This window comes from Nonomuraea sp. N2-4H (assembly GCF_045291505.1).
Lineage (GTDB): Bacteria > Actinomycetota > Actinomycetes > Streptosporangiales > Streptosporangiaceae > Nonomuraea > Nonomuraea fastidiosa.
On record NZ_CP147987.1, the window covers coordinates 715,929 to 738,794 of the forward strand.

The following is a 22,866-nucleotide window of genomic DNA, read 5'->3' on the forward strand; positions in this document are numbered from 1 at the left end:
GACGACTGTCCAGACGGCGGACAGCCGTTATCCGATCGTGCCCTTCAAGATCGACGAGGCCATGACAAGCGGCCGCCCGCCTCGGAGAGCGAGGCGGGCGGCCGGTGACGTCAGCGGGGGATCGCGGGGATCCCGGCGGAGAGCAGGGGCTCGCCGAAGGGGCGTGGGGGGATCAGTCCTCGCCGTAACGCGGGGGCAGCACCTGCGCGGCGATCTCGTAGATGCGGTCGATCTCGGCGGCGGTCAGCGCCCGCTCGCGCTTGGTGATCCACTTGCGAGCCCGGTGGCCCTCGTAGACGTCCACGTCGCGAATGGTCATGATCTTCCATGGGACCGCGGGGCCGTAGATGGCCAGCGACGGCACGACCGAGATCTCGCGGCCGAACTTCTCGCTGATCAGCTTGCTGGCCTCGGACGCCTCCCACTTGGCCTCGGAGAGCCGGTCCTTCTTGTCGAACGGGCCGTGGAAGAGCTTCTTGCCCATCTGCACGCGTACGGGCAGACGGCGATCCCACTTCTCGGAGTCGACCGCGTAGACGCCCGTGGGACCCACCACCAGATGGTCGATCTGCGCCTCGCTGCCCGGAATCGCCCGGGCGTGCAGCGTGCGGTAGCCGCTGCGTTCGAGTCTGCGCAACTGCGCTTCGGTGCGGCGCTCGGCCACCGACGTGCGCCGCCACGCGGGCACGGACGAGTTGGACCGCGAACGGTAGATCGCCTCCGCGATGGCCGCGATCACACCGGCGGTCACTCCGATCCGCCAGTCGCGCACGAGGAAGCCCACCACGATCGCGACGGCCACGCCCAGCAGGACGCGGTTGCGCAGGCGGCGGACCCGTGGTTGCTGCAGCAGGCTGAGCACGGACGCGCGCTCGACCGGCGCGTACGTGGAAGTGGGCGCCGAAGGCTTCGCAGCGGCGGTCTGCTCGCTGCTTTCTGGCCGGTCGCTCACCCAGATGGGCGAGGTGTTGTGACCGTCTTCACGCTGGTTGTCGGAGTCCACGCAACTCACCGTAGCCCGGGGTTTCAATCGATTCCTAGTGTTGCCGCGTCCATAGTTTTATGGCCCGGCTCATCGTGTTCCACGCAGGTTTTCGGGGTATGTCTTCTGTTCTTCTCTAGAGATGCCCGAGGGGTCCGAACGTGCCTGAACTCCATGAGCTCTCCGCGCTCGATCAAGCCCGCTCCATCCGTTCGCGCGACATCTCACCCGTCGAGCTCACGCGCCACTACCTCGACCGGATCGAACGCATCGACCCGGGCATCGGAGCGTACGTGACCGTGACCGGCGAGCAGGCACTCGACCAGGCACGACGCATGGAACGCGAGCTGCCCGACGGACCGCTCGCCGGAGTGCCCGTCCCGGTGAAAGATCTTAACCTGGTGAAGGACGTTCCGATCGGTTTCGGCTCGGCCACGTACCGTGACTTCGTGGCGCCCGTGGACGACACCATCGTCGTACGCCTGCGCGAGGCCGGCACGATCATGCTCGGCAAGACCGCCACGCCCGAGTTCGGCCTGCCCTGCTACACCGAGACCGCGGTCGGACCGCCCGCCCGCTCCCCGTGGGACCCGCGCACGTCGGCGGGCGGATCCAGCGGGGGAGCCGCCGCGGCCGTGGCCGCCGGGCTCGCCCCCGCCGCCCAGGGCAGCGACGGCGCCGGCTCGATCCGCATCCCCGCCTCCGTCTGCGGCCTGTACGGCATCAAGCCCACGCGCGGCCGCATCAGCTTCGCCCCGATCATCCCCGACCTGGCCGGGCTGTCCACCAACGGCCCCATCGCGAGGACCGTCGCCGACGCCGCCGCCCTGCTCGACGTCATGGCGCACAACATGCCCGGCGACCTCTACCTGGCGCCGCCGCACGAGGGCACGTTCCTGGAGTGCGCCCGCCGCGAACCCGGACGGCTGCGCATCGCCCGCTACGCCGATCCCGTCGTGCCGGAGGCGGAGGTCCATCCTGAGGTGCTGCTCGCGTACGAGGAGGCCGCCAAGACCCTCGCCGACCTCGGCCACGACGTCGTCGAGATCCCCCGGCCCTTCGGCCCCGAGCTGGTGCCCGCGTTCGTCACCCTCTGGTACGCCTTCGCCTGCATGCACCCCGTACCCAAGGAGAACGAGCACCTGCTGCGGCCGCTCACCCGCTGGCTGCGCGAGCGCGGCGACGCCACCACCGCGCCCGACTTCCTCCAGGCGCAGGCACGGCTCCAGCTCGCCACCCGCGCCGCCCTGGAGATCACGAACGCCTACGACGCCGTCCTCACCCCGACCGTCACCCAGCCGCCGCGCCCCGTCGGCTGGTTCGAGGACGTGCACGATCCCGAGGAGACGTTCGAGCGGATGAAGCGCTTCGCCGCCTTCCCCGCCATCTACAACGTCACCGGCCAGCCCGCCGTGAACCTCCCGCTCCACTGGAGCGCCGACGGGCTGCCCATCGGCGTCATGCTGGCCGGCCGGATCGGCGGCGAGGGCCTGCTGATCTCCCTGTCGGCCCAGGTCGAGGCGGCCAAGGGCGGCTTCTGGGGCGACCGGCGGCCACCGATCTGGTGAGACACCCGCGCCGGGTCTGGCCGGACTCAACGGTGCGGTCTACGGTCATGGCATGAACAGCGCGGCAGAGATCCTGCTCGTCCTCATCGGGGGGTCCATGGGGCTGTTCGTTCTGATCAGCCTGCTCGTCCTGGTGCCCGGACGCGGCGGGCCCCGCCCCGACCGCTCCGGCCCCGTCTGGCTGGGCGGTCCCTCCAGGAGCGAACGCGGAGTGAGCACGTCCGGCGTGGTGCTGGCGGACCGGGTGCCGCAGTGGGCCGAGACGCCTGAGCACGACTGGCGCGCCCTCGCCGAGACCGCCGAACCGAGCGGCCGCGTCGGCGGCGCCTCAGCGGGCTGGTGAGGCGGCCGTGCGAGGACTGACCGCCGCGCAAGCCGGGTCGCGGGGAGGTGCCCGATGCGGGGACTGACCGCCGCGCAGGCCGACGACATCAGGCAGGCGCTGCACACCGCCGAGCGTCGCAGCGGCCTGCGCTTCGCCCTCTACCTGGGCGAACCCGCCGGCCCGCGCCGCCACTTCGCCGAACGCCTGCACGCCGCGCTCGGCCCCGAGGCCCCCGACGCCGTGGTCGTCTTCGTCGACCCGGCGGGGCGCGGCCTGGAGATCGTCACCGGCGAGAACGCCAGGCGGCGGCTCAGCGATGCCGCCTGCCGCCTCGTCGCGATGTCGATGGCCACCGCGTTCAGCGTGGGCGACATCGCCGGCGGCCTCCTGTACGGCGTCGCCGCCCTGGGCGAGCAGGCCACGGCCCGCCGCTGACCTCGGTCGCGTACCGCCGCGCCGGGAGCGGCAGGACGGCGGCGAGGAGGGGACGGCGGGGAGGGGACGGCGAGGAGGGGACTCAGAGACGTTCGAGGAGGGTGATGATGTGCTTGCTGACGCCCTCCAGCAGCCTCGACGGCTCAATGGGGGAGTCGGCGATCGCCGAGAACAGCGACGGCAGCCCCGGCAGCGGGAACCCGTCGTCCTTCAGCGCGGCCGCGCCCACGGCGTTCTTGTCCAGCGTGGCCCGGCTGCGCTCCCAGGCGTCCAGCACCTCCTCCGGCGACGGCACCCCGAACCCGTGGCCCACCGGCGCCGCGTGGCGCAGCCGTACGAGCGGGGTGTCGGCGAAGGCCAGCGCCGTACGGGCCCGCGTCTCCAGGCCGGCCCGCGCCTCGGGATCGATCCAATCCATGGCCGTGCAGGGGTTGCGGCAGGTGGCCACGCACACCGCCAGCGCCCCGGCCACCTGGCTGTGCTGCCGGTCGAAGTACGCCCGCCACCCCTCGGCGGGCTCCACCGACACGCGCAACGTACGGTTCGTGGCGGACTGCTCGGACTTGGTGTGATCGCACTCCCGATCCCCGATCACCCCGAACCTGCTCCCCACCGCGCTCAGCCCCTCCGGCCACTTCGCCGGGTCCCCGGCGTGGCCGAGCTGCGGCTCGAACGCCAGCAGCGGCAGGTACTCGCTGGCGATGTGCACGGCCGCGATCATCGGGCTGAGCTCGCGCCGGTCCCACCGGGCCGCGATGACCTCCAGCAGCAGTCCGTACGCGGGCCGCAGCGACTCCAGGGCACCGCGCGGCTGCTGGCGCGGGGTCTGCGGCATGTGGCATGCGCGGGCCTGCCGCCGCAGGTCGGCGGGCACCGCGCGGGCCTCGGCCGCGAAGTCCTCGGCGTCGAGCGAGAGCAGCCGCTGCCCGAACTCGCACACGTCCGCGATCTCCGCGGCGGATACGAGCGCGCCGAGATCGGCGAAGGCGTAGCGGCGGGCGAGGGCGATGAGCAGGTCACGAGTCGAGTCCACGCGACGACTTTCTCACGTTCGGCCGACGATTACGGAAATGAACCCCTTCTCGCCGCGACCCGAGCGTGGAACGCCCCGGCCGAGGCGCGCCGGAACCGAACGCGTGAGCCGCCGCAGCGGCGCCCGTCAGCACAAGCCGAACTGGCGCTACGGCCACCAGCGGGCGGAGGTCAGGGGCAAGGGGCGCGGATGCACTGGATCTTGCCGGGCGGCTTGCCGATCGACGGCTCCGCGGTGGGCTCCTCCGGCCCGGGCGTCAGCGTCGGCTGCTCGTCCGTCGGCTCGGGCTCTGGCTCGGGCTCGGAGGTCGTGGTGGGCGGCGACGTGGGCGTGCGGGTGGGGGTGGTGGGCTCCACACTGGGCTGCGGGGCGGTGGGCACGGGCGACTTGACGGACGCCGTCGGCTTGGGGGTGTGTGAGCGCTTGACCGGCTGCGTCGTAGGCCGCTTGGTGCCGGCCGTCGGCGTGGGCGGCTCGATGTCGACCGGCGTGCCGAGGAAGGTGGGCGGCGAGACGGTGGCCCCGCCGCTGGTCGGCTCGGCGGGACGCCACCACACCCACCCGGCCATGACGGCCGTCACGAGCACGGCGACGGCCATGGTGAGCCCGGCCCGCAGGGCCTTGCTGCGCCGCCGCGGCGCGGGCAGCTCGCGCGGCGCGCTGAGCGCCCTGCGCGCCGCCTCGGCCATCTGCGGCGCGGACTGCCAGCGCGCCTCGGGCGACTTCTCCAGCGCCCTGGCGACGACCTGCCGCGGCCCCGGCGGCACGCTGTCGGGCAGCCGGGGCACGGGCGAATTGAGGTGCTTGAAGATGATCTGTACGGGGGTGTCACCCTGGAACGGCAGCTGCCCGCTCAGGCACTCGTACGCCACCACGCCGAGCGCGTAGATGTCGACGGCCGGCGTGACGTCGCTGGCGGTGGCCATCTCGGGCGCGCAGTAGCCGGCCGAGCAGAGCATGGTGCCGGTCGCGGTGAGGTTGCCCGCCGAGGCCGAGTGGGCGATGCCGAAGTCGGTGAGCACCACGCCGCCGCCGGCCCTGACCATGAGGTTGGCCGGTTTGACGTCGCGGTGGACGATGCCCTGGGCGTGGGCGGCGGCCAGCGCGTCGGCGACCTCCGCGACCAGCCGCATGGTGGCCTCGACGCCGTGCGGTCCGCGCCGCAGCACGCGGTCGAGCGACTCGCCCTCGACGTAGGCCATCACCAGGAAGCTGACCCGCCGGCCCTCCACCTCGCAGACGCCGTAGTCGTAGACGTCGACGACGCCGGGGTGCCGCAGGGTGGCCATGGCCCTGGCTTCGTTCTGGAAGCGCTGGATGAAGGTCGGGTCCTCGCTGAGCGCCGGCATCAGCACCTTGACCGCGACCGTGCGGCCGAGCACGGTGTCGTCGGCACGCCAGACCTCGCCCATGCCGCCTCCGCCGAGGCGGTCGCCGAGCACGTAGCGGTCGTTGAGGGTGGTCCCCGGGCCTAGCACTGTTCGAGGCTAACACCGCTGCCGCGGCGACACCGTCAACTCCGTGTAGCCGGTAGGCCACCGAGACCTACCGGCTACACCGATGAGACCCGATTCAGGCCGAAGCGGCGTCCTTCTCCCGGTTGCGCAGGGCGCGGCCGACGCCGTCGGCGCCCTCCAGGACGAGCCGGCGCAGCGCCTGCGGCGGCTGGGCGTCGTCGAGGAAGCGCTGGGCGGCCTCCACCGTGGCCGGCTCGATGAGCAGCGCGGGGAAGCAGCCCGTGGCGAACGTCGACGCCTGGTCGAACGTCCACTCCTTGTAGATGCGCCCGACCTCGGCGAAGTACTTCTCCCGGTACGGCGCGAGCAGCTCCACGTGGTGCGGGTCCTGGAACCCGGCGATGGTGGCCCTGGCGATGTGGTTGGCCAGCTTGCCGCTCACGATGCGCTCCCACGCCGCCGCCTTGGCCTCGGCCGTCGGGATGGCGGCCCGGCACGTGGCGGCCGAGCGCTCGCCGGTGGCGGTGGGGTCGCGGCGCAGCTCGGCCTCGATGTCGTCCGCGCCGCGCCGCCCGCCGGAGACCAGCGCCTGCAGCAGCGTCCAGCGCAGGTCGGTGTCCACGGCCAGGCCCTCGGGCACCGAGGTGCCGTCGAGGATGTCCTGCAGCAGGTCGAGGTCGGCGGGCGAGGTGGCGACGGCGGCGAACGCCTGCACGAACGCGAGCTGGTGGTCGGAGCCCGGCTCTGCGGCGGCGATCAGCTTGCGCAGCTCGGTGGCCAGCAGCGCCAGGCCCTCCGCGCGCCAGGCCGGGTCGGCGTACTGCTGCACGGCCTGGCGGGCCTGGCGCAGCACCGCCTGCAGGACCGTGAGGTCGCTGACCGTGGCGACGCCGGAGACGACGAGCCTGACGTAGTCGCGGGTGGACATCTCGCCGTCGCGGGTCATGTCCCAGGCCGCCGACCAGCACAGCGCGCGCGGCAGCGACTCGGTGAACTTCGCGATGCCGCCGTCGACCAGCGTCCGCAGCGAGCGCTCGTCGAGGCGGATCTTGGCGTAGGTGAGGTCGTCGTCGTTGAGCAGCACCAGGTCGGGCTGCTCGGCCCCGACCAGCTCGGCCACCTTCGTACGGGCGCCGACGACGTCGAGCTCGACCCGCTTGGTCCTGGTCAGCTCGCCGTCGGCGAGCTTGTACAGGCCGATCGCGATGCGGTGCGAACGCAGCGTCGGGTAGTCGGCGGGGGCCTCCTGCAGCACCTCGAACGAGGTGAAGCGGCCGTCGGACACCTCGAACTCCGGCCGCAGCGTGTTGACCCAGGAGGTCTCCAGCCACTCCTTCGACCAGGAGGACAGGTCCCGGCCCGAGGTGCGCTCGAGGGCGTCGAGCAGGTCCTTCAGCTCGGTGTTGCCCCAGGCGTGCTGGGCGAAGTAGTCGCGTACGCCGGCCAGGAAGTTGTCCAGCCCCACGTACGCGACGAGCTGCTTGAGCACGGAGGCGCCCTTGGCGTACGTGATGCCGTCGAAGTTGACCTCGACCGCCTGCATGTCGGGGATGTCGGCGGAGATGGGGTGCGTCGAGGGGAGCTGATCCTGGCGGTAGGCCCAGGCCTTCTCCACGTTCGCGAACGTCGTCCACGCGCCGCCGCCCCACCGGGTGGCCTCGGCCTGGGCGAGCACCGACATGTAGGTGGCGAACGACTCGTTGAGCCACAGGTCGTCCCACCAGCGCATGGTGACGAGGTCGCCGAACCACATGTGGGCCATCTCGTGCAGGATCGTCTCGGCGCGCCGCTCGACCAGGGCGTCGGTGACACGGGAGCGGAAGACGTAGTCCTCCAGGAACGTCACGCAGCCCGCGTTCTCCATCGCGCCCGCGTTGAACTCGGGCACGAAGAGCTGGTCGTACTTGCCGAACGGGTAGCGCACGCCGAACACCCGGTGGAAGAAGTCGAAGCCCTGCCGGGTGACCTCGAGGATGTTGTCGGCGTCGAGGTGCTCGGCCAGCGAGGCGCGGCAGTAGACGCCGAGCGGGATGCCGTCGTGCTCGGAGGTCACCTTGTGGTACGGCCCGGCCACCAGCGCGGTGATGTAGGTGGAGATGGCCGGGGTGGGCGGGAACTCCCACCGCTTGGCCGCCTGCACCGTGCCGTGCTTGCCCTTGTGCTCGGGCAAGTCGGTCACCGTCTCGACGGCCGCGTTGGAGACGACCTCCCAGTCGGCGGGGGCCAGCACGGTGAGCTTGAACGCCGCCTTGAGATCGGGCTGGTCGAAGCACGCGTACATGCGGTGCGCGTCGGCCGTCTCGAACTGGCTGTGCAGGTAGACCTTCTGGTCAACCGGGTCGACGAAGCGGTGGAGTCCTTCGCCGGTGCGCATGTAGGTGCAGTCGGCGTCGATGACGAGCTCGTTGCTCTCGGCCAGCGACGGCAGCGGGAAGCGCCCGCGTTCGGCGTCGTAGGCCGACACGTCGAGGTCCTCGCCGTTGAGCGTGACCCGCCTGACGTTGGCGCCGTGCAGGTCGATGAAGGTGGACGACCCAGGAGCGGTGCTGGTGAAGCGGACCTTCGTGACGCTCTCGAAGCGCTCGTCTCCCTCGGTCAGGTCGAGTGCCACGTCGTACGACTCGACCGTCAGCAGCCGGGCGCGCTCGCGAGCCTCGTCCCGGGTCAGGTTGCCTGCCAACTTGTGCTCCTTTTCACCACTTCGTCGGGGTTGTCGGTATCCTGCCACGCCGGGAATAGGACCCGAACCACCTCAGGTTACGGGCTGACATGACAGAGAAGATTCCCGTGGACCTCTGGTTCGACCCCGCGTGTCCGTTCGCCTGGATCACATCGCGGTGGCTGCTCGAGGTCGAGAAGGTCCGGCCGATCGAGCCGCGCTGGCGGCAGATGTCGCTGTACTTCCTCAACGAGGAGAAGGACGTCCCCGCCGATTACCTTGAGCGCGCCGCGAAGGGCATGGGCTCCGTACGGGTCATCGCCGCGGCCGCCGCCAAGCACGGCGAGGAGTACATCGGGCGGCTCTACACCGCCATCGGCACCCGGCTGCACAACCAGGGCCTCGGCAAGGAGCCCGAGCGGCTGCGCGAGGTCATCGAAGACTCGCTCGACGAGGTCGGCCTCGACCGTTCGCTCGCCGACGAGATGCGCTCGGAGGAGTGGGACCCGGCCATCCGCGCCTCCCACGAGGAGGGCATCGGCCTGGTCGGCGAGGAGGTCGGCACCCCGATCATCCGCGTCGGCCAGAACGCGTTCTTCGGCCCGGTGATCACGAAGATCCTGCGCGGAGAGGACGCGGGCAAGCTCTGGGACGGCGTCCTCCAGGTCACCCAGTACGACGACTTCTTCGAACTGAAGCGCACCCGGACCAAGCGTCCGCAGTTCGACTGACACTCCGGGAGCAGAAAAGTCGGTCGCGGTGTAAAGGGGCTTATCCCTGATTATGGATGAGCCCTCGCGTCCAGGGCCCGGTCGCTGTCAGTATGGGGTCATGCGTCAGCTGTACATCGACGGCTCCTGGACCGCATCGGCTTCCGCCGAACCCATCGAGGTCGTGAACCCGGCCACGGAAGACGTCATCGACCATGTGCCCGCCGGCACCCCCGACGACGTCGAGTCGGCCGTGGCCGCGGCGCGGCGCGCCTTCCCGGCGTGGGCGCGCACGAGCCCCGCCGAGCGGGGCAGGCTGCTCGCCGAGGCGGCGGAGCTGCTGAGACAGCGATCGCATGACATGGCCAAGACGATCGCCACCGACATGGGTGCGCCGCTGGGGTTCGCGCTCAAGGTGCAGACGCTCATGCCCGCGACCGTCCTCGCCTCCTACGCCGAGCTGGCGGAAAGCCACCAGCGCGAGACGCGCACCGGCAACTCGCTGGTGGTCAAGGAGCCCGCCGGCGTCGTCGCGGCCATCACGCCGTGGAACTATCCGCTGCACCAGATCGTGTGCAAGGTCGCGCCCGCGCTGGCCGCCGGCTGCACGGTGGTGCTCAAGCCGAGCGAGGTGGCGCCGCTCGCCGCGTACGCGCTGACCGAGATCTTCGACGAGGTGGGACTGCCGCCCGGCGTGTTCAACCTCGTCAGCGGCCGCGGGCCCGTCGTCGGCGAGGCCATGGCCACCCACCCCGACGTCGACATGGTCTCCTTCACCGGCTCCACCGCCGCGGGCCGCAGGGTGGCCTCGCTGGCCGCCGAGACCGTCAAGCGGGTGGCGCTCGAGCTCGGCGGCAAGTCCGCCAACGTCATCCTGCCCGACGCCGACCTGCCGCTCGCGGTCAAGGTCGGCGTGGCCAACTGCTTCGTCAACGCCGGGCAGACCTGCTCGGCCTGGAGCCGCATGCTCGTCCAGCGCGACCAGTACGACGAGGCCGTGCGCCTGGCCGTCGAGTACGCCCGCGGCTACCGCGTCGGCGACCCCTTCGACGACTCCACCAAGATCGGCCCGCTGGTGTCGGCCGCCCAGCGCGACCGGGTCATCCGCTACATCATCCGGGGCGAGGAGGAGGGCGCCCGGCTGGTGGCCGGCGGCACCGAGCGGCCGCACGAGCGCGGCTACTACGTCGAGCCCACGGTCTTCGCGGGCGTGGAGCCGGGCATGACGATCGAGCAGGAGGAGATCTTCGGCCCGGTGCTGTCGCTGATCCCGTACCTCGACGAGGACGACGCCGTCAAGATCGCCAACGGCACCCGGTACGGCCTGGCCGGTGCCGTCTGGGCGGGCACCCAGGAGCGCGCGCTCGAGGTCGCCGGCCGCCTGCGCACCGGTCAGGTGTCGATCAACGGCGGCCGCTTCAACCCGATGGCCCCCTTCGGCGGCTACAAGCAGTCGGGGCTGGGCCGCGAGCTGGGCGAACAGGGCCTGGAAGAATTCTTCGAGATCAAGGCCCTGCACCTCTGACCGGCGTCCCGGCACCTCTGACCGGCGTCCCGCGCTGCCTCACGCGCCTCCACGCCGCGAAGCGGCCTTGCGCCTCTCGCAGCAGCGCTCCGCCTCAGAGCGGGGCTGCGTCTGCGAGTGGCGCTGCGCGTGAGTGGCTCTGCGCCTCTGGGCGGTGCTGCGCCTCCGCGCGGCGCTCCTCCTCTCACCGGCTCTGCGCCCTCATCACAGGGACCTTGCGCCCCTGCTGGTGTCGGCCCCGCCGGGTTGCCGGGCGGCCCGGCCGGTCGGCACGAGCGTTTCAGGCGCGCAGCCGCCCGTGCCGCCGCCGTGGGCTCAGACGAGCAGGCCGCCCGTGGCCAGGATGTTCTGGCCGGTCACCCAGCGCCCGTCGGGCCCGGCCAGGAACGCCACCACCGCCGCGATGTCGTCGGGCCTGCCGAGCCGCCCCAGCGCGGTCATGGCAGGCGTGCGCTCCAGCGCCTCGGGCGGGTTGGCCCCGCGCAGCATGTCGGTGTCGGTGGCGCCGGACGAGACCGCGTTGACCGTGATGCCGCGCCCGCCGAGCTCGCGCGCGGCCACCTTGGCGAACTGCTCGATCGCCGCCTTGCTGGCGCAGTAGAGGGCCAGGGTGGGCGCGGGCACCTGGGTGTTGAGCGAGGAGACGTTGATGATCCGCCCGTTGTCGCGCATCACCCGGCCCGCCCACTGGATGGCCAGGAAGACGGCCTTGGTGTTGACCGCGAACACCCGGTCGTAATCTTCGTTCGTGATCGCGTCGATGGGCTTTTGCGCCTCGGCGGTGGCGGCGTTGTTGACCAGGATGTCGAGGCCGGGCAGCCGCGCCTCCGCCTCGGCGAACAGCCGCCGCAGGTCCTCCTCGTCGCCCACATCGGCGCGTACGGCGTGTGCGCCCGTTTCCTTGGCGACCTGCTCGGCCGCCTCGTCGGAGCTGCGGTAGCAGAAGACGACGTCGGCGCCGTCGGCGGCCAGGCGCTCGACGATCGCCTTTCCGATGCCTCTGGCGCCGCCGGTGACCAGCGCGCCCTTGCCGGAAAGTACGCTCATGCCGCCCAAGCTACGCCTGAAGCAGGATCGTCCGGGCCTCGGTTCGCGGCAGGCGATCAACATAGAGCTTGCCGTCGAGGTGGTCGGTCTCGTGCTGCAGGCAGCGGGCCAGCGAGCCGCGGGCCTTGAGCCGTACGGGCCGCTGCAGCCGGTCGAGGCCCTCGACGGACACGCCCGCCGCGCGGGCGACCGGAGCGTAGAGCGGCTTGCCCGTTCCCCGGTCGGTCACCGACAGGCAGCCCTCCTGGTCGATCACCTCTTCGGAGTCGTCGACGGTCAGCACCGGGTTGATCACGTGTCCCCTGCGCCCGGCGATGTCGTAGACGAACAGCCGCCGCGACACGCCGATCTGCGGGGCGGCGAGACCGACGCCGTTGACCGCGTACATGGCCTCGAACATCTCCTCGATGAGCCTGCGCAGCTCGCGGTCGAAGTCGGTCACCGGCTCCGCGGGCGTGCGCAGGACGGGGTCGCCGATGGCCCGGATCTCTCGCATGGGTCTTGCTCTCGCTTCCGTGTAAGGACTGGATGCGGCTAGGAGTCCTTACTGTAGCGGCCGCAACCCTTCATCGGGGGCTGTGAAAGACTGGAACCGTGCGTGTCTACATCGGTGCCGACCATGCCGGCTATGAGCTCAAGAACCACCTCGTGTCCTGGCTGAAGGACCATGGGCACGAGGTGACCGACTGCGGTCCCTTCGTCTACGACGCCGAGGACGACTACCCCGCGTTCGTGCTGCGCGCGGCCGAGGGCGTCGCGGGCGACCCTGGCAGCCTGGGCATCGTGATCGGCGGATCGGGCAACGGCGAGCAGATCGCCGCCAACAAGGTGCGCGGCATCCGCGCCGCCCTGGCCTGGAGCGAGGAGACGGCCAGGCTGGCCCGCGAGCACAACAACGCCAACATCGTCAGCGTCGGCGCTCGCATGCACTCCATCGAGGACGCCACCAGGTTCGTGGAGGTCTTCCTCTCCACGGCGTTCTCCGGCAGCGAGCGTCACAGCAGGCGCATCGCGCAGCTGACCTCCTACGAGACCATCGGCCAGCTGCCCTCGCTGCCGTCGTAGTCAGCCCTTGCGCTTGGCCTCGCGCCTGGGCATCTCATCACGCAGGGGCCGCCGGTCGGCGGCCTCCTGCTGCTGCTTCGACGGTCTCGACACGTCGCGGGCGCGCATGGCGACCACCGGCGTGATCTGCAGACTTTGCAGTGCCATGACTTCGAGCCTACGCCAGGATCCGGCGCCGGTCGCGGGACCGGCGCCGGGAAACCGGCCCTGGAAGACCGGCCCTGGAAGACCGGCCCTGGAAGACCGGCCCTGGAAGACCGGCCCTAGAAGACCAGCCCCGTCCACGGCTTCGGGCTCCACGACATCGCCGTGGCGAGCCTGCGCACGGTGCCCGCGGTGTGCTCGCGCAGCAGGCCCGCGTGAAGCTGCTCGGTGAGCAGGCCGTCGCCGAGGTAGGCCGAGCCGAGCGAGGCCACCGGCAGCGTGACGTCCGGCTCGTCGTCCACCGGCTTGCACTCGGCGCCCGACAGGTCGGCGGTCAGCCGCCAGCGGCCCGCGTTCCACGGGCACACGTCGTCCTCGACCTCGATCACCGCGTCCACCGGCGCCGAGTACGACCGCGCCGACAGCGCGCGGTCCACCTCGACCAGGCGCACCCACAGCTCGTCGGACCAGCGGGCGCGGACCTGGCGGTGGTCGGCGAGCAGCGCGAGCAGCGGGTCGTCGGCCGGCCTGCCGTAGGTCTCGACGCGGGTGACCAGGTCGCGGTCGAGCACGCTGCGCCACAGCAGCGCGTAGGCGGCCGGGTCGGCCGCCTCGATCTCGCCCAGGTACAGCGTGCCCGCGGGGAGGTCGTTGTCGTCCCACGACGCCTTGATGCGGAACAGCGCGTAGCCGCGGACACCCTGGTCGTCTTCGGCCAGGATCGAGCGCAGCGGGCCGTGGCCGTTCTGATCGGGCTCTTCGTCGGCGAAGATTTCGTCCCAGATCTCCCGGCTGCGCACGTAACGGCCCGGGCGCTGGGTGACGACGGAGGCGAACAGCTCCTCCAGCTCCGCACGCACCTCGGCGGGCTGCGCCACCCTGAGCCGCAGCGACGGGTCCTGGGGAGCGTTCGGCACGAACGCCGAGCGGTGGGTGTCGATGCGGAACGGCAGGTTGGTGGACGCCCTTCCGTACCCGTACCGGCCGTAGATGACCGACTCGGAGGCGTAGAGCGCGGCCACGGGCTCGCCGCGGTCCCGGATGTCGGTGAGCTGCCTGCGCATGAGCGAGGACAGCACGCCGCGGCGGCGGTGCGAGGGCAGCACGGCGACGGCCGTCACCCCCGCGACGGGCAGCTGCCCGCCTGGCACCGTCATCGTGAAGCTGAAGATGGAGGTGACGCCGGCCATCTGGTCGCCGTCGAAGGCGGCGAGAGTACGGTCGAACTCGGTTCGAGCCTTGTTCCGCTCAAGAAGAGCGGGATGCAGCGTCCAGCCGAACGCCTCCTGGAGCACCCGGTTGAACGCCGGCCACTCCGACTCGTCTATCGGACGGATCGGGTACGTCATTCATCCACGGTAGGAGCGGGCAAAGGGGTGGGGCCACCGAATTATCCCTGCTTAATGATCAAGGCGTTGGTCAAGTGGGCTGCCCAAACACGGGTCAGACCGATACAGTCAGGCCCATCATGAGTTCCCGTCCGGCGCCGCTGATCCCGCCACGGGTCCGCGCCGCCTTGGTGCGGGTGCCGTTCTTGGTGCATGTCGTTCGGTTTGTCCGGCGCGTGCTGATCGCCCGCGACCGTAACCTGCTCATCACGCTCACCGTGCTGGCGCTGGTGATCGGGTTCCTCGCGGCCGAGGTCTCCCACGAGTGGTTCTCGCCTTCGCTGCTCATCCTCGTCACGCTCGTCGGCGGGCTCCAGCTCCGGCTGCGCAGCCTGGTCAAGCTGCTGGTGGGCGTCGGTGTCGCGCTCGGCTACATCGCCGTCAATCTCGGCGTCGGCCGGATCGGGCTCGGGCTCGGCGTGACCATCCTGTTCACCTCCGTGCTCGCCGTGCTCATGGCGCGCACCCGGGGCAAGCTCGGCGTGCAGGGCCTGCGCGGCGACGCGATGCTGCTGGAGCTGCGCGACCGGCTGAAAAGCCAGGGCGAGCTGCCGCCGCTGCCCAAGGACTGGGGCGCCAAGGTCGTGCTCAAGCAGGCCGGCGGCTCGTCGTTCGGCGGCGACTTCCTCGTCTCGATGCGCGACGGCGACACCGTCGAGATCGCGCTGGTCGACGTCTCGGGCAAGGGCGTCGACGCCGGCACGCGGGCGCTGCTGCTGTCGGGCACGTTCGGCGGGCTGCTCGGCTCCGTCGACGACTTCCTGCCCGCCTGCAACGCCTACCTGCACAGGCAGCGAGCCGACGAGGGCTTCGTCACCGCCGTGCACCTGCGACTCGACCTCGCCACCGGCGACTACACGATCACCTCGGCCGGGCATCCACCGGTGGTGAAGTTCGACGCGGGCACCGGCAACTGGCAGGTCGCCTCCGCCAAGGGCGTCGTGCTCGGCGTCGTACCCGACCTGCACTGCGAGCCCGACAGCGGCACCCTGCGCAAGGGCGATGCGCTGCTGCTCTTCACCGACGGGCTCATCGAGCAGCCGGGCCGCGACATCGACGCCGGGCTCGACCGGCTGCTCGGCGAGGCGGAGCGGCTGCTGCCCTCCGGCTTCCGCGACGGCGCAAGAGCCCTGGTCAACGCCATGGTCTCCGGCCACAACGACGACTGCGCGCTGGTGCTCATCTGGCGCCCGTGACGTTTCACACGGGACGAGTCGTGACAGCGGTCACTGGCGACGCCCGCCGTCCGCTTGAGATCCTCTAGGGGGTCGGGCCCCCGGCGGAGCGGCGCGGCTCCACCGGGGCCCGTCACGACACTCTCCCGCGCGCCGGACCGCTCACAGCCAGCCGCAGTCGCTCGCGATGCGGACCGCGTCGAGCCGGTTGCGCGCGCCCGTCTTGCACATGATGCGCGACAGGTGATTGCGCACGGTGCCGACCGACAGGAAGAGCTGGTCGGCGATCTCCGTCGAACGCGCGCCGCCCGCCGCGATGCGCAGCACGTCGAGCTCACGCCTGGTCAGCGGGTTGTCGGCGCAGCGCAGCGCGGCCACCGCCAGCTCCGGCTCGATCGCCCGCCGGCCCGCGGCCACCTGGCGCACGCCCTCGGCCAGGCGCTCGGGGCGTACGCACAGGCTCATGAACCCCAGCGCGGGACCCGCCAGCGCCTCGCGCACCTGCGCCGGGTTGGGCGAGGCCGACAGGATCAGCACCCCGCACCGGGGCGCGTGCTCGGCGAGCAGGTCGCGCGCCGGCGGCCCGGGAAGGTCGAGATCGACGACGGCCACGTCGGGATCGGCGCTCTGCGCCGCCAGGACGACCTCGTCGGCGTGTCCGGTCTCGGCGACCACCCGCATGTCGGGCTCGGCCCCGAGCGTGGCGAGCAGACCACGGCGCACCAGCGGCAGGTGCTCGGCGATCAGTATGCGGATCAAGACGCCCCCCTCCATCGTCTCTTAGGGTGATCGTCTGATCGCAAACTGTCAATGCTTGTCAAAAGCGGTAAGCCGTAAGGCGTGGCGAGTTCGACTACTCTGGGGCTGTCGGACCTAATCGTCTGTCCCAATCGTCTGCCGGGAGCGCGCCTAGATGAACTGGCTTTACGCCGTGGGGATCATCCTGTTCCTCCTCGGTCTGATGGTCTCCATCGCGCTGCACGAGCTCGGCCACCTGGTCCCCGCCAAGCTCTTCGGCGTCAAGGTCACCCAATACATGGTGGGCTTCGGCGGCACGGCGTGGTCCCGGCGCAAGGGCGAGACCGAATACGGCATCAAGTGGATCCCGTTCGGCGGCTACATCCGGATGATCGGCATGTTGCCGCCGCGTCCCGGCGACGACCCCCGCAAGGTGCGCAGCACCGCCACAGGGCCGTTCCAGGGGCTGATCGAGTCCGCCCGCGACGCCGCGCAAGAAGAGGTGCGGCCCGGCGACGAAGACCGTGTCTTCTACCGCAAGAAGTGGTGGCAGAAGGTCATCATCATGTCGGGCGGCCCGGCGATGAACTTCGTACTCGCCTTCGTCTTCTTCAGCATCCTGCTGGTCGGCATCGGCCTGCCCACCTGGGCGCCGATCGTCTCGCCCGACACCAACACGTGCGTGATCCCCATCAGCGAGCAGCGTACGCAGTGCGCGCCCGGCGACAAGCCGACCCCCGCCGCGCAGGCCGGCATGAAGCCCGGCGACAAGCTCGTCACCTTCGACGGCAAGAAGATCGGCTCGTGGGAGGACGCCACCAAGCTCATCCGCTCCCACGGCCCCGGCCCGGCGAAGATCGGCATCATCCGCGACGGCAAGCCGATGACGCTCGACGTCACGCTCATCGCCCAGGACCGGCCCAACCTCGAAGACCCGTCGAAGATCGACAGGAACGTCGGCTTCCTCGGCGTGCTGCCCACCGAGGTGATGCAGAAGCAGAGCATCGGCCAGGTCATCGGCTACATGGGCGACCTGTCGGTCCGGGTCGCGGGCTCCCTGCTCAACCTGCCCAACAAGATGGTCGGCGTCTGGCACGCCGCCTTCTCCGGCGAGGAGCGCGACCCCGAGGGCCCGGTCGGCGTCGTGGGCGCGGGCCGCATGGGCGGCGAGATCCTCGCCTCCGACCTGTCCACCGAGAAGAAGATCGCCATCTTCGTCAACCTGCTGGCCGGCTTCAACCTGGCGATCGGCATGTTCAACCTGCTGCCGCTGCTGCCGCTCGACGGCGGCCACATCGCGGGCGGCCTGTGGGAGGGCATCAAGCGGGCGTACGCCAAGATCATGCGCCGGCCGGAGCCCGCGTACGTCGACATCGCCAAGGTGTTGCCGGTGACGTACGCGGTGGCCATCGTCATGATCATCATGGCCGGTCTCCTCGTGTACGCCGACCTCGTCAACCCGCTCACGCTGACCAACTGACCCGGCTGCCGCCGCTGCGCTGAGGCGGCGAGGGAGGGAGCACCGGCCGCCGATGGCGCGCGGGCTTTCCAGGCTTTCCGGTGGGATCAGCCGAACGGCCGCGGAACGCGGCCGTTGCACAGCAGCCCGTCCACGAGGACCGCCAGCATGTGCTCCACACCGGCCCGGTCGGCGGCCGACTGCTCGCCGGCCCAGGCGACACCGGCGGCCAGGTAAAGGACCTGCGAGGCGTCGATGTCATCCCGGACGGCGCCGCCGCGCTGGGCCGTCGCGACGAGTTCGTACGCAGCGGCGCGCATGGCATGGCAGGCCGAGTACAGCGGCGACGTTTCGTCGTGGAGCACGGTGGCGACGCTCGCTGCCAGCCCTCGATACGTCATGAGGTGGTTGACGAAGAGCTTCAACCAGGCCACGAGCGCCTCCCCTGGTGAGTGCTCAGCCTGAAGCCTGGCGGCCTCGGCGGCGAGGGCTTCGTAACGGTCGTCGAGTACGGCCGCCACCAGAGCCTCGCGGGTGGGGAAGTGGCGGTAGAGCGTACCTGAACCGACGTTGGCGTCGCGGGCGATGTCATCGAGCGAGGTCTCCACGCCCGCGCGCGCAAACGCTGCCCTCGCCGCAGCGAGCAGCCTTTCCCGATTGCGCTGCGCGTCTGCCCGCATTGCCCGCATTGCACGCGATGCCCTCTTGTCGCCCATTGCTCCCTTCCGCTCGAACCATTGTAGCGGGGACTGTCTCCGGATACGGTCAGTCTTACCGGAGATAATCCCCGGATGGCGGCCGTCGTGTGGCAAGGAGGCTACGGCAGTGATCACAGAAGTGAAGGCGAAGCTGGGACGCGTGGGAGTGTGGCTTGGCGGACGCCGCTTCCATGACACCCCGGTCGAAAGCTGGCGCCACGCGGTGCGGCGCATTGAGCAACTCGGGTATGGCTCGCTATGGGGGCCTGAAGGAATCGGCGGCAAGGACGCCTTGGCCAACGCAGGCATTCAACTCGCCGCGAGCAGGCACTTGCTGATCGGTACCGGAATCGCCAACATCTGGGCGCGTCATCCCGCCACAATGCAGGGCGGCGCCGCGACGTTGGCCGAGGCCTACCCCGGACGGTTCGTCCTCGGAATAGGCGTCAGCCAACGGCTTCTGGTCGAAGCCGGCGGGCTGGACTACGGCCGTCCCCTCAAGGTCATGCGGGACTATCTCGACGAGATGGACCAAGCGATGACGCGCAACCCGCCGGCTGCGCCGTTCGTCCGGGTGTTGGCCGCCTTGCAGCCCCGCATGGTGCAACTGGCCCGCGACCGCACCGACGGCGTCCATTCGTATGCGGCCCCGGTCGAACACACCGCGCTCGTCCGCGAGGCCCTGGGGAGCGACAAGTTGCTCATCCCCGAACAGGCGTTCGTCATCGAACCCGATCCTGAGCAAGCCCGTGCCATCGCGCGGCGGTACCGAGGCAAGATCAGCTCCGATTCGCCGTACGCGCGCAATTGGCTACGTCTCGGCTATGGCCACCAGGACATGGCCAACGGAGGAAGCGATCGGCTGGTCGACGCGCTGGTCGCGTGGGGCACCCCGGACGCCATCGCCGCGCGCGTTCAAGCGCAACTCGACGCCGGCGCCGACCACGTGCTTGTCCATCCCCTCGCAGATGACATGTCCACGGCCATCGAGCAACTCGAACACCTTGCGTCTGCATTGCCTCCTGGATGGGGGTGAGGCTGTCAGTTCAGGCGACCCAGGGCCCCATCGCGGACCCGGCACTCCGAACGCTCAACCGCATAGGGGCCGCCGGCGCAAACGCCGTCTCGATTCGTGGATGTACATCGCCAGATGCGATATCCCCTAGTCATCCCCTGGTCATCCCCTGGTCATCCCCTGGTTTCAGTTCATCGAGATGTGCACGTGGTCGTAGTGGTTCTCGGTGATGCTGCCGCGGTCGGCCATGGCGCGCCAGCCGGTGCCGGAGTTGATGCGCTGCTTCCAGATCACATACTTCACGCCGAGCTTGTCCTTGTTCTGCAGCGCCCACTCGGCGATGCGGTCGCCGAGCGCGTTGTTGGCGGGCGTCGGCATGGTGCCGCCGGTGCTCATCATGAAGTCGCAGGCGCGGCCGAGCGGGTGCTCACCGCTGGAGCCCGCGCGGAAGCAGCCCACCGTGTACGGCAGCGAGAAGTTCTTTTCGATCTGGGCCTTCATCAGCCGCGTACGCGGGGTGATGTTGTCGGGGCCGCCGGGCAGCTCGGGCGCCCAGGTGCCGTTGGACCTGCGGCCCGTGGCGACCGGCACCAGGTCGCGCAGCTTCTTCTCGATGTCGCTGATGACGCCTTCGGCCTCGCGGCGCTGCTTCGCCACCTCGGCCGCGTCCTTCTTGATCTTGGCGGTCAGCGCGGCGGCCTCATCGCTGGCCTTCTTGCGCTCGTCGCGGGCCTTGGCGACGCTCGCCACCATGGCCTGCTGCTCGGCGGTGAGCTGTTCGAGCAGGGCCGCGGTGCCGGCGTCGCCCGGCATCATGAAGCCGGGCAGCGACGGGTCGATGTTCTGGTAGCGCAGGCGGGCGATCTCGGCGACCCGCTGCTCGGCGGCGGCCAGGGTCTGCTCGGCGGCGGCCAGCCTGGCCTGCGCGGCTCTGGCGGCCTCCTGTGCCTTGGCCAGCTCGACGCGCTTGAGGTTGTACTTCTCGATGAGCTTGTCGACCTTGCTGTTCAGCTGCTTGAGCTGAGCGCGGAGCTCGGACTCTTTCGGTTTCGGGGCGGCCGTCGCCGCGTGCGCCGGGAGGACGGCGATGGCGGCGGCGGCGATGAGACCGATGGCAAGTTTCGCGGGGGACGAAGCCGCCACGTATGAGTTCCTCTCCCTCTGCCGGCCGGGTTAGCTGACGGGTTCGGGCATGGGAGTCGCTCCCTACCGCCGTAGCGGATTCACCCCAAGGTGCGGTTGGGTCCCCGGCTCCCGGGCGACGCGCCCAGGATTAGGCGGGCATCAGCCGCGTTACGGCCGATGCATATGGGGATATTAGTGGTAGATCATGAGTCATGCGACCTTAAGTAGAAATCTATTAGTGATCGATCTGTGATCGGATCATGCGCGCCGCTTCCTCGGGCCGCACGTCGTTCACGAACGCCCCCATCGCCGACTCCGAGCCTGCCAGGTACTTGAGCTTGTTGGGCGCCCGCCGGATGGAGAACAGCTCCAGGTGCAGGTATGCCAGATCGCGCCCCGTACGCACCGGCGCCTGATGCCAGGCCGAGATGTACGGCATGACGACCCCGAACAGCCCGTCGAACGCCCGCAGCACCGAGGTGTAGAGCGGCGCGAACGCGGCGCGCTCGGCGTCCGTCAGCGCCGCCAGGTCCGGCACCTGCCGGTGCGGATAGATGTGCACCTCGAACGGCCAGCGCGCGGCGGCCGGCACGAAGGCCGTCCACAGCTCGTTTGCGGCGACCACCCGCGTGCCCTCGGCCCGCTCGGCGGCCAGCACGTCGGCGAACAGGTTCCCCGGCCCCTTGTAGCGCTCGGCGGCTCCGAGCTGCAGCTTCGTCCTGGGTGTGACATACGGGTACGCGTAGATCTGGCCGTGCGGGTGCGCGATGGTGATGCCGATCTCCGCGCCCCGGTTCTCGAAGCAGAAGACCTGCTCGACGCCCTCGATGCCGGACAGCTCCGCCGTACGGTCGGCCCACGCCTCCATGACCAGCACCACCTGCTCGTCGGAGAGCGCGGAGAAGGAGGAGTCGTGGTCGGAGGTGAAGCACACGACCTCGCACCGCCCCACACCCGGACGGACCTCGCTCAGCCCGCCCACGGCCTCATAAGTCCCGAAATTTCCGGAGAAGGAGGGGAAGCGGTTCTCGAACACGACCACGTCGTAGTCGTACGAGGGGATCTCCGTCGCGCGCTCGTCCGACGACGGGCACAGCGGGCACTCGGCCGTGCCGCCGGTCGGCAGGAACGTCCGCGTCTGCCGGTGCCCCGCGATCGCGATCCACTCCTCGGTGAGCGGGTCGTAGCGCAGCTCCGAGGCCGGCGGCCGGGGGTCGAAGCCGGCGGCGGTCGATCGCGCTCCTGTCGGCGTCGTCGCGCCGGTCGTAGTAGATCAGCTCCCGGCCGTCGGCGAGATGGGTGATGGTGCGCTTCACGACGAGCCCTCCGCGATGATCAGTTCGCCGGCCCGTTCAGCCAGCTCCGTACGTGCTTCCTCCGGCAGGCCCGCGTCGCTGACGACCACGTCGGCCTCGTCCAGCTCGGCGATCGTGCTGATGCCCACCGTGTTCCACTTCGTGTGGTCGGCCGGGACGACCAGCCGGCTCGCCGCCGCCACCAGCTCCCTGTCGGTCTCCGACTCCAGCAGGTTGGGCGTGGTGAACCCGGCCCGCACGCTCATGCCGTGCACGCCGAGGAAGAGCGTGTCGACGTGCAGGCGGCGGATCGCGGCCACCGCGACCGGCCCCACCAGCGCGTCGGACGGCGTGCGCACGCCACCCGTCAGCACGACCGTGCGGTCGGCGCGCGGGTTGCGGTGGAAGACCTCGGCGACCGGGATCGAGTTGGTGATCACGGTCAGCTCGGGCACGCCGATCAGGTGGTGCGCCAGCGCCCACGTGGTGGTGCCCGCCGACAGCGCCACGGCCGTGCCGGGGCGTACGAGCATGGCCGCACGCTTGGCGATGGCCTCCTTCTCCTGCTGCTGCCTGGCCGACTTGGCGGTGAAGCCGGGCTCCTCGGTCGAGCCGGGGCCCAGTGCGGTGGCTCCGCCGTGCACCTTCTCCAGCAAGCCGCGCTCGGCCAGCACCTCGAGGTCGCGCCGGATGGTCATGTCGGAGACGCCGAGTTCGCGTACGAGGTCGGCCACTCGCACGCCGCCGAGCCTGCGGACGCGTTCGAGTATCGCCTGCTGACGCTGCTGTGCGAGCACACCCGCTCCTTCCAACACATTCCACCAAATTATGACATGGACATGTTGGGGAATGTTAGTTCGTGCGGAGCGCTTGCGCTGGTCACCGGGTGGGGAGACGTTGAGTCAGAAGCAGTGCCGATCACCGGGAGGCGACCTATGGCAAGGCGCGCACGCAAGGCCAGGGCACGCAAGAAGAAGAAGGCGAACCACGGAAAGCGCCCCACCGCGCGATGACGGACGGCAG

The 22,866-nt window shown here is 70.5% G+C and carries 22 protein-coding genes, 1 pseudogene and 1 riboswitch; of the genes and pseudogenes, 10 read left to right on the forward strand and 13 right to left on the reverse strand.

What is annotated here, in order from left to right:
- Window positions 1-172: 172 nt before the first annotated feature.
- Window positions 173-1,003: a nuclease-related domain-containing protein gene (locus WBK31_RS03285; RefSeq protein ID WP_364057746.1), complete on the reverse strand. Its 831-nt coding sequence runs from the start codon at window positions 1,001-1,003 to the stop codon at window positions 173-175.
- A gap of 140 nt (window positions 1,004-1,143) precedes the next feature.
- Here WBK31_RS03285 and WBK31_RS03290 point away from each other — a divergent pair, with 140 nt between their 5' ends.
- Genes WBK31_RS03290 through WBK31_RS03300 form a run of 3 tightly spaced genes read left to right on the forward strand, consistent with a single transcriptional unit; the run spans window position 1,144 to window position 3,310 of the window.
- The gene (locus WBK31_RS03290) at window positions 1,144-2,550 is read left to right on the forward strand and encodes an amidase (RefSeq protein ID WP_406674312.1); all 1,407 of its coding nucleotides are present in this window, start codon (window positions 1,144-1,146) and stop codon (window positions 2,548-2,550) included.
- A gap of 52 nt (window positions 2,551-2,602) precedes the next feature.
- Entirely contained in the window at window positions 2,603-2,893 is a 291-nt protein-coding gene (locus WBK31_RS03295; protein ID WP_364057740.1) for a hypothetical protein, read from the forward strand.
- 54 nt (window positions 2,894-2,947) lie between these two features.
- Window positions 2,948-3,310 carry a TPM domain-containing protein gene (locus WBK31_RS03300; protein ID WP_364057737.1) on the forward strand — a complete coding sequence of 121 codons (363 nt, stop codon included), beginning with the start codon at window positions 2,948-2,950 and terminating at the stop codon, window positions 3,308-3,310.
- 82 nt (window positions 3,311-3,392) lie between these two features.
- Here the strand turns inward: WBK31_RS03300 and WBK31_RS03305 are convergent, their stop codons facing one another.
- The 3 genes from WBK31_RS03305 to pepN all read right to left on the reverse strand — a co-directional run bounded on the left by WBK31_RS03305 (window position 3,393) and on the right by pepN (window position 8,480).
- Window positions 3,393-4,343, reverse strand: a complete 951-nt coding sequence (locus WBK31_RS03305) for a hypothetical protein (protein WP_364057734.1) — start codon at window positions 4,341-4,343, stop codon at window positions 3,393-3,395.
- Window positions 4,344-4,513: 170 nt separating this feature from the next.
- Complete coding sequence (locus WBK31_RS03310; protein ID WP_406674313.1) at window positions 4,514-5,821, reverse strand: protein kinase domain-containing protein; 1,308 nt, start codon at window positions 5,819-5,821, stop codon at window positions 4,514-4,516.
- Between the two features lie 94 nt (window positions 5,822-5,915).
- On the reverse strand, window positions 5,916-8,480 hold the full coding sequence (gene pepN, locus WBK31_RS03315) for an aminopeptidase N (protein ID WP_364057728.1): 2,565 nt from the start codon (window positions 8,478-8,480) through the stop codon (window positions 5,916-5,918).
- A gap of 89 nt (window positions 8,481-8,569) precedes the next feature.
- Between pepN and WBK31_RS03320 the strand changes: the two genes are divergently transcribed.
- Together WBK31_RS03320 and WBK31_RS03325 are read left to right on the forward strand one after the other, a co-directional pair.
- Window positions 8,570-9,190, forward strand: coding sequence for a disulfide bond formation protein DsbA (locus WBK31_RS03320; protein WP_364057725.1), 621 nt, complete (start codon window positions 8,570-8,572; stop codon window positions 9,188-9,190).
- 100 nt (window positions 9,191-9,290) lie between these two features.
- Complete coding sequence (locus WBK31_RS03325; protein WP_364057722.1) at window positions 9,291-10,694, forward strand: aldehyde dehydrogenase family protein; 1,404 nt, start codon at window positions 9,291-9,293, stop codon at window positions 10,692-10,694.
- A 315-nt stretch (window positions 10,695-11,009) separates the two neighbouring features.
- On the opposite strand, the gene WBK31_RS03330 is transcribed toward WBK31_RS03325, so the two are convergent.
- Both WBK31_RS03330 and def read right to left on the reverse strand, forming a co-directional pair.
- Window positions 11,010-11,741 carry an SDR family oxidoreductase gene (locus WBK31_RS03330; RefSeq protein ID WP_364057719.1) on the reverse strand — a complete coding sequence of 244 codons (732 nt, stop codon included), beginning with the start codon at window positions 11,739-11,741 and terminating at the stop codon, window positions 11,010-11,012.
- A 10-nt stretch (window positions 11,742-11,751) separates the two neighbouring features.
- Window positions 11,752-12,237: a peptide deformylase gene (gene def / locus WBK31_RS03335; protein ID WP_364057716.1), complete on the reverse strand. Its 486-nt coding sequence runs from the start codon at window positions 12,235-12,237 to the stop codon at window positions 11,752-11,754.
- Between the two features lie 98 nt (window positions 12,238-12,335).
- Here def and WBK31_RS03340 point away from each other — a divergent pair, with 98 nt between their 5' ends.
- The gene (locus tag WBK31_RS03340) at window positions 12,336-12,806 is read left to right on the forward strand and encodes a ribose-5-phosphate isomerase (RefSeq protein ID WP_364057713.1); all 471 of its coding nucleotides are present in this window, start codon (window positions 12,336-12,338) and stop codon (window positions 12,804-12,806) included.
- Here WBK31_RS03340 and WBK31_RS03345 read toward each other — a convergent pair whose 3' ends face one another.
- Both WBK31_RS03345 and WBK31_RS03350 read right to left on the reverse strand, forming a co-directional pair.
- A complete protein-coding gene (locus WBK31_RS03345) occupies window positions 12,807-12,953 on the reverse strand; it encodes a hypothetical protein (protein WP_355420198.1) in 147 nt (48 codons plus the stop codon).
- 116 nt (window positions 12,954-13,069) lie between these two features.
- Window positions 13,070-14,299 carry a GNAT family N-acetyltransferase gene (locus WBK31_RS03350; RefSeq protein ID WP_378784718.1) on the reverse strand — a complete coding sequence of 410 codons (1,230 nt, stop codon included), beginning with the start codon at window positions 14,297-14,299 and terminating at the stop codon, window positions 13,070-13,072.
- A gap of 119 nt (window positions 14,300-14,418) precedes the next feature.
- Between WBK31_RS03350 and WBK31_RS03355 the strand changes: the two genes are divergently transcribed.
- Complete coding sequence (locus WBK31_RS03355; RefSeq protein WP_378784716.1) at window positions 14,419-15,534, forward strand: PP2C family protein-serine/threonine phosphatase; 1,116 nt, start codon at window positions 14,419-14,421, stop codon at window positions 15,532-15,534.
- A gap of 141 nt (window positions 15,535-15,675) precedes the next feature.
- On the opposite strand, the gene WBK31_RS03360 is transcribed toward WBK31_RS03355, so the two are convergent.
- The gene (locus WBK31_RS03360) at window positions 15,676-16,272 is read right to left on the reverse strand and encodes a response regulator transcription factor (RefSeq protein ID WP_364057701.1); all 597 of its coding nucleotides are present in this window, start codon (window positions 16,270-16,272) and stop codon (window positions 15,676-15,678) included.
- Between the two features lie 154 nt (window positions 16,273-16,426).
- Here WBK31_RS03360 and WBK31_RS03365 point away from each other — a divergent pair, with 154 nt between their 5' ends.
- On the forward strand, window positions 16,427-17,731 hold the full coding sequence (locus WBK31_RS03365; RefSeq protein ID WP_364057698.1) for a site-2 protease family protein: 1,305 nt from the start codon (window positions 16,427-16,429) through the stop codon (window positions 17,729-17,731).
- An 86-nt stretch (window positions 17,732-17,817) separates the two neighbouring features.
- Here WBK31_RS03365 and WBK31_RS03370 read toward each other — a convergent pair whose 3' ends face one another.
- Complete coding sequence (locus tag WBK31_RS03370) at window positions 17,818-18,426, reverse strand: TetR/AcrR family transcriptional regulator (RefSeq protein WP_406674314.1); 609 nt, start codon at window positions 18,424-18,426, stop codon at window positions 17,818-17,820.
- Window positions 18,427-18,535: 109 nt separating this feature from the next.
- Here WBK31_RS03370 and WBK31_RS03375 point away from each other — a divergent pair, with 109 nt between their 5' ends.
- The gene (locus WBK31_RS03375) at window positions 18,536-19,444 is read left to right on the forward strand and encodes a TIGR03620 family F420-dependent LLM class oxidoreductase (RefSeq protein ID WP_378784714.1); all 909 of its coding nucleotides are present in this window, start codon (window positions 18,536-18,538) and stop codon (window positions 19,442-19,444) included.
- A gap of 165 nt (window positions 19,445-19,609) precedes the next feature.
- On the opposite strand, the gene WBK31_RS03380 is transcribed toward WBK31_RS03375, so the two are convergent.
- From WBK31_RS03380 to WBK31_RS03390, 3 genes and pseudogenes are all read right to left on the reverse strand, one after another.
- On the reverse strand, window positions 19,610-20,566 hold the full coding sequence (locus WBK31_RS03380; protein WP_364057689.1) for a hypothetical protein: 957 nt from the start codon (window positions 20,564-20,566) through the stop codon (window positions 19,610-19,612).
- 5 nt (window positions 20,567-20,571) lie between these two features.
- Window positions 20,572-20,713: riboswitch (cyclic di-AMP (ydaO/yuaA leader) on the reverse strand.
- Window positions 20,714-20,783: 70 nt separating this feature from the next.
- Window positions 20,784-21,864 (reverse strand): annotated as a pseudogene (gene galT, locus WBK31_RS03385) (galactose-1-phosphate uridylyltransferase).
- Window positions 21,861-22,640 carry a DeoR/GlpR family DNA-binding transcription regulator gene (locus WBK31_RS03390; protein WP_364057683.1) on the reverse strand — a complete coding sequence of 260 codons (780 nt, stop codon included), beginning with the start codon at window positions 22,638-22,640 and terminating at the stop codon, window positions 21,861-21,863. Before WBK31_RS03390 ends, galT begins: the two are co-directional and overlap by 4 nt.
- 138 nt (window positions 22,641-22,778) lie before the next feature.
- Between WBK31_RS03390 and WBK31_RS03395 the strand changes: the two genes are divergently transcribed.
- On the forward strand, window positions 22,779-22,856 hold the full coding sequence (locus WBK31_RS03395; protein ID WP_378790134.1) for a 50S ribosomal protein bL37: 78 nt from the start codon (window positions 22,779-22,781) through the stop codon (window positions 22,854-22,856).
- The last annotated feature ends 10 nt before the right edge of the window (window positions 22,857-22,866 follow it).